Annotated in this window: 8 protein-coding genes and 1 pseudogene; 4 read left to right on the top strand and 5 right to left on the bottom strand. The window is 40.0% G+C overall.

All coding sequences use genetic code 11. From position 1 onward, the window contains the following. The first annotated feature begins 110 nt into the window (after nucleotides 1-110). On the top strand, nucleotides 111-1331 hold the full coding sequence (gene mtnK, locus AC1TPB_RS00135) for an S-methyl-5-thioribose kinase (RefSeq protein WP_482074642.1): 1221 nt from the start codon (nucleotides 111-113) through the stop codon (nucleotides 1329-1331). A 21-nt stretch (nucleotides 1332-1352) separates the two neighbouring features. On the opposite strand, the gene AC1TPB_RS00130 is transcribed toward mtnK, so the two are convergent. Next, nucleotides 1353-1487, bottom strand: a complete 135-nt coding sequence (locus tag AC1TPB_RS00130) for a hypothetical protein (RefSeq protein ID WP_482074641.1) — start codon at nucleotides 1485-1487, stop codon at nucleotides 1353-1355. Nucleotides 1488-1534: 47 nt separating this feature from the next. Here AC1TPB_RS00130 and mtnA point away from each other — a divergent pair, with 47 nt between their 5' ends. Next, nucleotides 1535-2590 (top strand): S-methyl-5-thioribose-1-phosphate isomerase, encoded by a 1056-nt coding sequence (gene mtnA / locus AC1TPB_RS00125; RefSeq protein WP_482074640.1) that lies wholly within the window; start codon nucleotides 1535-1537, stop codon nucleotides 2588-2590. Between the two features lie 378 nt (nucleotides 2591-2968). Here mtnA and AC1TPB_RS00120 read toward each other — a convergent pair whose 3' ends face one another. Next, nucleotides 2969-3118, bottom strand: a complete 150-nt coding sequence (locus AC1TPB_RS00120) for a hypothetical protein (protein ID WP_482074639.1) — start codon at nucleotides 3116-3118, stop codon at nucleotides 2969-2971. A 4-nt stretch (nucleotides 3119-3122) separates the two neighbouring features. Between AC1TPB_RS00120 and AC1TPB_RS00115 the strand changes: the two genes are divergently transcribed. Then, entirely contained in the window at nucleotides 3123-3320 is a 198-nt protein-coding gene (locus AC1TPB_RS00115; RefSeq protein ID WP_482074638.1) for a hypothetical protein, read from the top strand. Between the two features lie 214 nt (nucleotides 3321-3534). Here AC1TPB_RS00115 and AC1TPB_RS00110 read toward each other — a convergent pair whose 3' ends face one another. After that, nucleotides 3535-3894, bottom strand: a complete 360-nt coding sequence (locus AC1TPB_RS00110; RefSeq protein WP_482074637.1) for a DUF3139 domain-containing protein — start codon at nucleotides 3892-3894, stop codon at nucleotides 3535-3537. Between the two features lie 122 nt (nucleotides 3895-4016). Beyond that, a pseudogene (locus AC1TPB_RS00105) lies at nucleotides 4017-4875 on the bottom strand (IS1595 family transposase). Between the two features lie 242 nt (nucleotides 4876-5117). On the opposite strand from AC1TPB_RS00105, the gene AC1TPB_RS00100 reads away from it, so the two are divergent. Beyond that, nucleotides 5118-6398, top strand: a complete 1281-nt coding sequence (locus AC1TPB_RS00100; RefSeq protein WP_482074636.1) for a serpin family protein — start codon at nucleotides 5118-5120, stop codon at nucleotides 6396-6398. A gap of 189 nt (nucleotides 6399-6587) precedes the next feature. Here the strand turns inward: AC1TPB_RS00100 and AC1TPB_RS00095 are convergent, their stop codons facing one another. Next, a complete protein-coding gene (locus AC1TPB_RS00095) occupies nucleotides 6588-12149 on the bottom strand; it encodes an S-layer homology domain-containing protein (protein ID WP_482075064.1) in 5562 nt (1853 codons plus the stop codon). Between the last annotated feature and the right edge of the window lies 1 nt (nucleotide 12150).

Here is a 12150-nt window from a genome sequence, read left to right as displayed (position 1 = left end):
AATCATATAAATTCACTAGGAATTATTAATTACGTATTCCACGCAGTAGCAATATCTATTATACTATAAGTTATGATGTATGAACGATATTGATTATGGAGGTGGACGGTATGTCATCATATCATCCTTTAACAGAGCAAAAGGCCATTGAAATTGCTCGCGGTATTGAACAATTTTTCCCTGCGGATGGGACTTTGAATTGTAAAGAAATCGGCGATGGAAACTTAAACCTCGTTTTTCATATTACAGATGACGTAAGTGGCAAGGGCTTAATTATGAAACAAGCACTTCCATATGCTAAAGTCGTTGGCGAATCTTGGCCGCTGTCACTTGACCGTGCCCGTATCGAAAGTGAAAAATTAATCCTTGAAGGGAAGCTTGCTCCTGGATTAGTACCTCAAGTATATCAATACGATGCAGAGCTATCGCTTACCATTATGGAGGATTTGAGTGATCATGTTATTATGCGTCAAGGATTAATTGACGGTAATCAATATCCATTGTTCGCAGATCATATTTCAACATTTATGGCTAATACTCTTTTCCTTACATCAGATCTTGGTATGAATCAGCAAGACAAAAAGCTTCAAGTGAAAAACTTTATTAATCCTGATCTATGCAAAATTACGGAAGATTTAATCTTTGATGATCCGTACACAGTATCTTCTAATAATAACTACGAGGATGCTATTGAAGACGCGGCAGCAGCATTACGCAGCAATGATCAGCTTCATCTTGAAGTTGCTATTCTAAGAGAGAAGTTTCTTACGAAGGCAGAAGCATTACTGCACGGTGATCTTCATACAGGTAGTATCTTCATTAAGCAAGATTCTACTAAAGTTATCGACCCTGAATTCGCATATTATGGTCCAATGGGCTTTGATATCGGCGCACTGTTCGCTAACTTAATATTAAATTATGTTGGTCAAGAACATTGGATTGCTGAAGAGAACAAACGTGAAGCTTTCCGCAACAATTTACTTGATACGATTGATTCCATTTGGAATCAATTCCAAGATAAATTTTTAACACTTTGGAGTGAGCGTGGTGTTGACCGTATCGCTAATGAAGCTAATGGATATAAGGCATACTATATGCAACGTTTACTTCAAGATACTGTAGGCTTCACCGGTGCGAAAATGGTACGTCGCATTGTTGGACTTGCTCATGTCGCTGACATTGATCGTATTCCAGATGATGCTACGCGTAACATTGCACAACGTAAAGCTTTAGCGATTGGTACAGAATTGATTTTGCGTAATCGTCATATTCAATCAATTGATGAGCTCATTCAAATTGTTAATAAAGGTTGTTCAAAAAGCGGACTTTGATAACGAAGTCATACAGGTAGCTTAGTCGGCATCGAATATGAAGCGAACTTGGAAAGTACGGTTCGCGTGTACGTAATCATGTACACTTGCGCTTCCGCCTTTCTCAAGTAACGCTCCATCTTCTTGATTCTGAAAGCCCACTTTTTGAACTTGCACTAAAGGCAACTAGAGGTATAGAACATGAGTAGAGAGGAATTATAATAATGACTGAAAATTATGTTGGACTACAATCTGTAATTTGGAAAGATGGAGCGATTGATCTACTTGATCAACGTCTACTTCCTGAAGAAATTGTTTATTTATTATTAACAACACAAGAGAGTGTTTGGGAGTCCATTCAATCTATGCAAGTTCGTGGTGCTCCGGCGATCGGTATTGCTGCAGCATATGGCGTTGTTATTGCAAGTCAACATGCCGATACTTCCGAGCAGTGGATTACAGCTGTACACGAATCAGCAAAATATTTGGCAACTTCACGCCCAACAGCGGTTAATTTATTCTGGGCATTAGACCGTATGACAGCAGCAGCCGATCAATATATCGCACAAGGTTTCTCGCTTGCAGATTGCAAAGTTGCACTTGAAACAGAAGCGATTGCGATTCAAACGCAAGATGAAGAAACGAATCGTCAAATTGGTGAATATGCACTATCTCTATTCAAAGAAGATATGGGTGTACTAACACACTGTAATGCTGGTGGACTTGCTACTGCAAAATATGGTACAGCACTAGCTCCTTTCTACCTTGCCAAAGAGCGTGGTATGAACCTTCGCGTATTCGCTGATGAAACTCGTCCAGTACTGCAAGGCGCTCGCTTAACAGCTTTTGAATTGCATGAAGCTGGTATTGATGTAACACTTATTTGCGATAATATGGCTGGTATGGTGATGTCTAAAGGCTGGGTTGATGCTGTAATCGTAGGTACTGACCGCGTAGCCGCTAACGGAGACGTAGCTAACAAAATTGGTACGTACAGTGTTGCAGTTCTAGCTAAGGCACATGGCATTCCTTTCTATGTCGCTTGCCCGCTTTCTACAATTGACTTAAATACACCTACAGGTAGCGAAATTCCGATTGAAGAGCGTCCGGCTGAAGAAGTTACAGAAGGCTTCGGTAAGCGTACTGCGCCTAAAGGCGTAAAAGTATTCAATCCTGCATTCGATATTACTCCTAATGAGTATGTAACGGGCATTATTACTGAAAAAGGTATTATAACTGCACCTTACGAAGAAAATCTTCGTAAACTATTCAGTAACTAATATTAGCTTTCAATAGAAGATGGGCTATCCAATAAGCCCTTAAAATGAAAGTTGGACGGAAAAACGCGATGTTTTCCGTCCAACTTTTTTTGTGCGTCTGTATTACATTACTTATTCTTGTATTTTTCTACTACAAATAGCAAGCATCGCTACATGATACAATCAAAAATGACCTTGAGGAATATCCCCAGGGTCATTAATAGACTTTATATTAAGCTGCTTTGCCTAACTATAATAGAGCTACGCATTTTGAACTATTCAGGAAACTTAACTTCTAGCTTAGCCAAATAATGATCACCGAATGGGTTGTCAAATGTAATCGTGATCCGCTCTTTATATTGCTCAGGATCGCGAAGACTGACGTGCAATGGAACGCTCTTATCGCCTTTCGGCTTCCATATCAAGCCATGGTGCATTTTCATCTTCAGGGAAGAAACTATCCCAGCTATGCAGCTCAATCCCCCCTTTATTAATATCAAGCACGAAATCTCGCACCTTCTCCCGACTGGTCAATCCAATACATTGCATCTACTTGGATGGACATAGCGACTTTCAACAGCCGCATCATTTTCTAGATCAGCTTCGCTATTCACTTTCAGCAATGTTAACTACTGTCGAAGGCATGGATGAAATAGAGCTGGTGAATAGTTATGCCGCTGAGCAGAATGTATGCAAGGATGGAGTCAACGGTCGTAACTACATCACCGCAAAGCACGGTCATACATGCTAAAGAGATGCAGCCATCGCTCAGCTCATTCAACATAATATAAGTCTTATTTTACAAGGTTTTCGCGAAGGAAGTGAGGCTAATAATGAGGAGTGGCCAACTTAAAGAATAGGCTATGTTAAATCTCAATGTTGATTATTAGTCAAAAAATAAACGCCCTATAAAGGGCGGTTTAATAAGTTATCGTGCTTCGTTAGGTCGATGACGTAATAAGGAATTACTCAGCATGTTTAAAATTCTTATCATCCTTACCTTCCATAGGAGCAACGCCATTTTGAGTTATATCTTTGTTTTCTGATTTATAGTTATATTTATAACCATAAATTACGTTCGGCTCATCGTTAAAAACTACATTAATGGCGTAAGGACCTCCGAACTTGCCTTCTCCTGATTTATTATATTTAACTTCGATATTAAACTCATTTTCTTTGTAACCTTTTGAAACAAGATGAGCGACCACTTTCTGTTTAACCGATTCTTCAGATTCTGGTGGTCCTGAAAATATATTGCAAGCAGTTGAAAGAATACTCATTGTCAAGATAATAATTAGCAAAGCAACATTTCTCTTAAATATCATGCATATCTTCTCCCCTAAACATTTTTTCAGTAAGGGCATGAACGCACTTACCCGTTAGCCAAACATGCAGCGAAAGTACCGCACCACAGATGATAGAAGTTAATGCATTCTTCCATGGGAGTTTAACAAGAATAAGCAGAAATCCGAAGTTTGGCGTTCGTGTCGGTCACAGTAAACAGGCACGATTTCACCAACATATCTTTCTTATTCGATGCGGTATTCTCATATTCCTTGCTGTCTAAGTAACGAAACCAAGCCAAATAATGTTGCAAATATTTGGTTGCAACACCATTGAAGCGGTCCATCCAGCTTCATCTTCTTAATACGCCCACACCCAAGAACGCCAGAGTAGGTCATTTTCTGACGGTCACGAGCTACGAGTACACATACTTGGTCGTTGCTTATGCCACTTAATTTGGATTTGCCACCGCGTTTTCTTGGCTTGCGTTCAACGATGCTACGCTTGCCTTTTTCAGAGAACAGGAAATAGGTTTCGTCCATTTCCACGATGCCTGGAACGCTTCAGTTGGAATTTGCTTCAGAGCGGCGAGTATTTTATGCCGCCAATAAAACAAGGTGACATGTGTAACTTCACCAAGCAGCTACTCAGCACATTTTCTCAGCGAATAACCCTCAATCATGAATTCAATGAAACGAACCCACAGATGAGGTCTGCGTGTGCGCTGAAGAGGGGGGGGTTGTGAGGTCGTTAAACGTCTGTAAACAGGATTTACAACGGTAACACTGCCGTTTGACCACTCCAGCACGCGTTTGAACAGTATATTTTCCAAACCGCACAACAGCATGGGCTGTGCAATGTGGACAAACAAGCCCATCTTTGTGCTTCTGCTTTTGGATATCATCAATTGCTCTAACTTGAGCCGACATGCCCTTGGTTCGGGACTGCAAGAAGTAGATAAGCTCCCGCTTACTGTTATCGTCCAACGTTTCAGCAAGCTTCTTCAGTTCCTTTAAATCCAAGGGCACACCACCTCCAATTAATGATATTACCCCTATTATAGAACGTTAGTCGTATTTATCAAATATCAACATTTAGGTTTAACATAGCCAAAGAATAAGAAATGCAAGAATGTGCAACTAAAGTTTTATTTTATCGTCTGTAGATATGATGGGACAATTGTTGTTGATCAGCCTGCGTTCCACATTCATTGATTTCTTATAAGATAATGTCATGGTATCAGAAGTAAAAGGGGATGTTTTTCATGAGAAAATTAATAGTGATGGGATGTTTGGTCGTATTTGTGCTCATGTCAGCCTGTGGTAACCCAGAATATAGACCAGATAAAGAACAGGATGACCATATTGAACATTCAAGCTATGAGCTTAGTGAGCTTTTAGAAATGCTAGATCAACAGCTCATTACCGCTAATCAACAATTTGCATTGAATATATACCAATCACTTGGAAATCATGCGAGTGAAGAAAATATGTTCATTTCGCCGCTTAGTATTAGTCTAGCTTTAGCGATGACCTACAATGGAGCAGATGGCGAGACTAAGGAAAATATGGCTAACATTCTTCAACTTGATGGCATGACAGTGGAGGAAGTAAATAAGGGTTATGCTACTTTAGAAAAAATCATTAATGCCTCTGATCCAAATGTAGAGCTTTCAATTGCAAATTCTCTGTGGTCTCGGGAAGGTTTCGAATTCAAAGAGGATTTTATGCAAAGAAATAAAAAATTTTATAATACCGAGGCAAACGTTTTAGATTTTAGCAATTCTAATGCAGCCAAAACGATTAATAAATGGGTTGATCAAAATACGAAGGGGAAAATAAAAGAAATCATCGAGGGACCAATAAGTGAGGATACGATACTTTTTCTAATAAATGCGATTTATTTTAAAGGAGATTGGACTCAGCCCTTCAACGAAAAATTAACTTCAGATCAAGAATTTTATCTAAGCGATGGGACGACGATACAGCATCCATTGATGTCACAATCAGGGAGTTATGATTATTTAGAAAACGAACTATTTCAGGCGATTCGCCTTCCTTATGGGAAAGAGGAACATTTGAGTATGCTTATCTTTTTACCTGTTGAAGACAGTGACTTAACTAAGTTTCACAGTATGCTTACAATGGATAATTGGAATAGCTGGATGGCTCAATTCAAAATGACGAAAGGATCATTCCAAATGCCTCGCTTCAAGTTAGAATATGAAGCAACGTTAAATGATGCCTTGAAATCACTCGGCATGACCGCTGCATTTGAATCATCAAAAGCAGATTTTAAAAATATGATTACAGGTCCGTTCGAAGTTTATATTGATTCAGTCAAACATAAATCGTTTATTGAAGTGAATGAAATCGGTACAGAAGCTGCTGCAGTGACAAGCGTAGAAGCAGCAACAACATCAGCGACAACGAAGCCCGACAACTTTTTCAACATGACCGTCAACCGTCCCTTCTTCTTTACAATCATGAATGAGCCAAGTGATACGATCCTGTTCATGGGTGCGATTGAGATACCGAAACAGTAATGATTAGTAGAGAACTGAGCGTGACTGAAATATTGTAAAAACAAAGGGGCTATCCAATTAGCCCATAAAATGAAAGTTGGACGGAAAAACGCGATGTTTTCCGTCCAACTTTTTTTATTCGTCTGTTTTTGTAAGAGAGTAGCGAGTCGGATGCCTTAAAGCGATCATCGCGTTCTTCATATGAATGAATTATTTCATTGCTTGTAATAGCTTCTGCATCAGCTTCGCAGCTTCAGCACGTGTTCCTAACCCTTTTGGATCAAATTGAGTGGCAGATTTACCATCAATGAATCCTGTGCCATACACTGCATTAATCGATGCGACTGCCCACCCTGCGGCTTTATCCATATCCGCGAATGGAGCTTCTACACCCGTTAATAATTGACCTTGAGCATATTGATAAGCTCTAGCAATCATAACTGCCATTTCTTGACGCTCAATATTATCATTAGGTGCAAACGTTGAGCTTGATTTTCCATTTACAATGCCCGCTTCAACTGCTGCTGAGATTGCAGCTGCATACCAGCTATTGTCCACTATATCATCGAAGGTAGTTGCGCCACTAGCTTCAAGACCAAGCATACGTGCAAGCATTGTTGTAAATTCTGCACGAGTTACTTCTTGCTGAGGTGCAAATTTGTCTAACGAAATCCCTTGAATAATTCCTTTTGCCACTAATTCTTTAATATATTCATTTGCCCAATAATCAGTCGCTACATCATCAAACTGTTTATCAAAGTTAACGATAATATATTTAGTATTCGCTTGTACTTTTGCTTGCAGTTTATTATCTACTATTGTACTTGATACGTAAATTAATGTGCCATCCGCTTGGACCTCATACAGCGCTACAGTTGCAGTTTGCTGCTCTTTAGCTAGCGGAATAGCAATAGTTACCATATTAGATTGATCGCTCACTAGTTTGTTTGCGGCATCCATTGCTTTAACTTCAAATACATTACTTATTGCCGTGACTTGTGCATTCGCTTTATTGCCAGCTACAGCTGCAAGTTGCTCCCCATGTTCAGTCTCATTTACAACTTGTACTTGAATAGTAGAAGTTGATTGGCTCCAGGTTGAATATACGTCACTTGGAATGCCCATTGTCCAAAGAGCAGTGTTCACTTGAAGGCTTTTGCCATTAAGTAGCGCCGCTGCACTCGCTGGTAATACTATCGCTGTTACTTTATCCTTCGTAGTAATAATAATCTGCTCATTATCACTTGAAGTTAATTGCTCAGCTGTAATTGTTAATATACCTTCTTCACCAGCTTCCGGAACTTCAATCGTGCCTGTGCCTGTGTCAGTACCTGTACCTGGATTCGGAGTAGGTTTTGGATCAGGCTTAGGTGCTGGTTTTTTATCACTGGATAACATGAACTCATCCAATACTTCTCCTGCAACGTTTTTCACAACGACATGAATACCTTCAGCATCAGACAATACTTCTGTATAAATTTGTGTATTCTCTTCATATACAACATCTTGCCAATAATAAGGAGTCAAGCCATAGAACTTAGGCCCAGAAGAACCGCCAATCACATACATAGTTCCTTCTTTGTTGTTATCTACGATCTCGCCACCATTCATATTGTAAGTACGAAGATAAATATGATCGTGCCCATTCATAACAAGATCTACACCGTATTGATCAAAAATCGGAACCCAATATTTTTGTACATTCTTGTTCTGATACGTACTTCCATAAGGTCCTTGATGGAAGAAGACAATTGTCGATGTTGCATCACTTTTCGCCAAATCTTTATCTAACCATGCTGCTTGTTCAATAATCCCTTCCGTTCCCATCTCTGTATTCAACACTACAAAGTGAGTATCGGCAATATCATAAGAGAATGAAGTACCATTTGTTAATGCAAGCCCGCTGTCCGGATTATTGAATTGCGCCAAATAATCGCCAGCCCCATTATCTCCATACACTTCGTGGTTACCGATAATTGGAACTAAAGTAGTGTTCATTAGCTCGCTTTTTACAGCATTGAACCACCAGTCCCATTGCTCAAGCTCGTAGCCGCTATCGACCATATCACCAGCATGAACGATCATATCTACATCTGCTAGCGGAGTACCCGTTACTGCTTTATCTACTACTGCACCCCAAAGATCGAACCCAGCGGCATTAGCAGCTTGTGAATCACCAAAGAATAAAAACTTAGCTGAATCCTGCTCCACTCCAGTTGTTTTGAATTGACCAGAGCTACTTACATTATCAGCTCCATCGCCTACACGATATACATATTCAGTACCTGGTTTTAGTCCAGTTAATTCTACTTGGTGAATTCGTACTGTGCCATCATTAGCAGTTGTATATAAATAATTCGTACCTTCTACTTTTAATACATTATCTGCTGTAAAGTCTGTAAACTCTAATTGTTCCACAAGCTCTACTACAGTAGTTTTCGCATCTGCACTTGTTTTCCAAGATATATTGCGATCAGTTGTCGCTTCATTACCGAATGTCACATTGATATGCATTGGAGCAACTGTTCCTGCAGATGGTGCAACGACGAATGACATCATTGGACTATAGTTATCATCCTTCATCGCTTGTATATTGTACGTACCTGACGCCGTAGTTACTTCATTAGATAAAAGTTGACCATTAACATCTGAAGTGGCAGCAACAAGTGTGCCATTGAACAGCATCTGTACGCCCTCTATCGGCTCTCGACTTACTTTATCTACAATTGTAAATACCGCAGGCTCGCCTTTTGAAGTTGCATGATGATCCCAAGTTAGCTCATATTTACTTTGCAAGTCCAGATTAAATGTGTCACCTTTATAATTAATATCCGATTTCGTTGCCGTTTCAACGATCCCATTAACAACTTTTAGCTGAATTGATTTTTTCGGATTAGCACGTAATTCTGCTAACGTATAAGGACCCAAATAATCTGAATTGATGCGATAAGATATACTACCGATTGCATCTGTAGCCGAAAGCTTTGCAGCTGCCAGATCGCTTAATGTCAATGTCAGTAGTCCATTTGTCTCATCAACAGTGAAATCTACCATACTATTTGCTAGTTTACTATTTGGAAGAAATTTAATATTGTCCATTGCGTTTGGCATATAGCTAAACTCCAACTGACCAGCTACTAGTTCATCTGCTACCTTTGCATTGATATCAAATGAATATGTTTGACCTGTATATACAATATCTTCTGTCGTATATTCGTAGTACGGAGAGCCTAGATTAACTTTGAAACTCCATTCCTTGATCGTTTGGTTACCTGCCAAGTCACGAACAGCAACTTTCACCGTATGATTACCTTCGCTTAATGGTTCTGTTGGTACATAACTAATTTCACCTTTAGGTGGATAGAAGCCATGTGTTACTAGAACGCCATCCACATATAGACGAGTCTTTTCAGGATCTATCAATGTAGTTCCTGGATGAGTTGCTGCATCATAGCCTGCATCCTGTGCTGTAATTTTAATGGCTGGCGCAGCTGTATTAACCATTGCAGCTTCTGCTGGAGAGAACGATACAATTTCTGGCTCGTCATAATCAATACCTTCAACTGGGCCATACGTAACGGTAATATCATCGATATAAATAGCACCGGCATCTTTCTTCGCAGAACTTGTCTCCATATATCGAACGAGTTTCTCAATTGACAACGGTAACGCACGTCCTGCTGGAACCGCCGCTTCAACATACTTCCAACCAATCCAGTCAACACCCTTTGTTCCATTCGTAAAGTCGATGGCAATGCCCGCATTGTTACCATCGCGCAGCTGAGCTCGTAGCCAATGACCTTTACCATCACCATAGACCCACATCCCAATTTTTTCAGGATAGCCAGGTATTGCAATTCTAGTATCGACATTTTTTGATTGTAGATAAGCACCTGAAGTAGACTCTCTGCCTGTAAAATCATAAGATAACTTTACTGCTGCATCTCCATTTCGCACGAAATCTTGGTCCGTAATCAAATCAATTGCATATGAATTTGCACGATCTGCTGCAGCTACATAATTACCAATGCCATTCTCAAAACCTTCTAAAATGACAGGTGGAATTCCGACATTAACTACGAATGAATCTGTTACATCTCCGAAGCTAACTTGGATTGATCCAGCTTGACCTGTGTCAGATGTTGCAGTGTATATGCCATTGTCATCTACTGTACCTATATTTCCTGTAACGCTCCATATTAGATCATCATTACTCGCGGCCACCACTTGACCATCGCGTGTTGCTTTAACAGTTAGTTGAACCATTTCACCTGAAGAATATGTTTTCTCGTCATCTGGGAAATGTAATGCTGTTAATGTATCTATAACTTCGACTGTCGCTTCGCCAGTAATATCAGCAGCTGCTACATGAATCGTTGCTTCCCCTGCTTGCTTACTCGCAGTAAATTGACCAGCATTATTAATCGTTCCGAAAGCTTCATCTACTGACCATTCTAGTCCTGTAGCAAGACTAGCTGAATGATAGTTCGCATCAAGTCCCGCTCCTGCAAATGTAATAGTCGAGCCTACAAGAACACGTTCCACGCTAGGTGTAACTGCAATTGAAGACGCAGTTTCTAATTCAGGAGCAGTATTGACTAGTAAGAGACCATTACCAATACTACGCTCATATCCATCCGAGCCTGAGTTAATCATAGTCGCTTGTTGTTGACCGGGAAGCTTCGCAATAATTGTTGACGAACCACCGCCGTCCAAATTCATCGCTTGAACAACACCCATCTCAATCATCAAATTAGCAACCTGCATCATTTCAAGACCTTCACTAAATCCAGGCTGACGACCATCCACCTCGAAAAACACGATCGTTCCATCTTCTTTCGTACCAATTGCAGTACGCGGATGAACTCCTTCAGGACCTACATTTTGTGAAATTCCATTATCTACAAGTGGTCCATTGCCTCCAATTGCAGTCGTTACATCCGCAAAATTGCTTGATAATTCAAAATTTGCTGTTACCTCTTGTCCTACTTGCAAAGCTTCAATAATTGAAGTTTTATCGCCAGACGCCGATAATACAACTTGATCATCAGATAATTTCGTATTACCTTGACCTATTTTCACTTCAGATACTGTCATAACCAGATCTGAGCCACTCGCTACTTCACCCGAAACAATATCAAGAACAACTTCAACACCTTGGGTAGACGCACCCGTTGAAGCGCCATATCTGTTAGTAAACATTACTAGTTGATTCGTATCACGATAGCGATTCAAACTAGTTAATTCTGCATCTGTCCCATCTATCGTAATTGATCTATTTAATGAAACTGTGCCATATACTGATTCTCCAGCAGCAGTCATACCAAATGCATAGCTGCTTTGAGGACTGATCAATATTTCACCATCTGCCATAAAAATACCTGAGGGCACTCCCGTTGCCTTACCTGAGATTTCATAGAAGTCACCATTAATACCTGCAATAACGCGGCTACCTTCAGCATCAACATAATCAGCCATTTCTGAAAGTCGCTTCATACCTGACACATGACCATTCTTTGTAGCACTAACTAATTCAAGATTAGAATTCGTTGGATCAAACTCTACTGTATGTACTTTCTGTACTGAATCCTCAACATCCATATCCATCCAAGTATATGTAGCTCCAAATCCGAGATCACTTTGTCTCATATCAACAACTTCACCATAGCTCCAACTAGGAGCGACTGGCATTGCCGCATTTACGTTAATAGCGGGTTGTAACATTGATATCGCAATTGCGATCACCATCAAACTAGAAATAAACTTGTACATC

The sequence above is a fragment of the Paenibacillus sp. Y951 genome, assembly GCF_056786395.1.
Note: the sequence above shows the minus strand (reverse complement) of the source record. Positions and strands in the feature narration are given on the sequence as shown.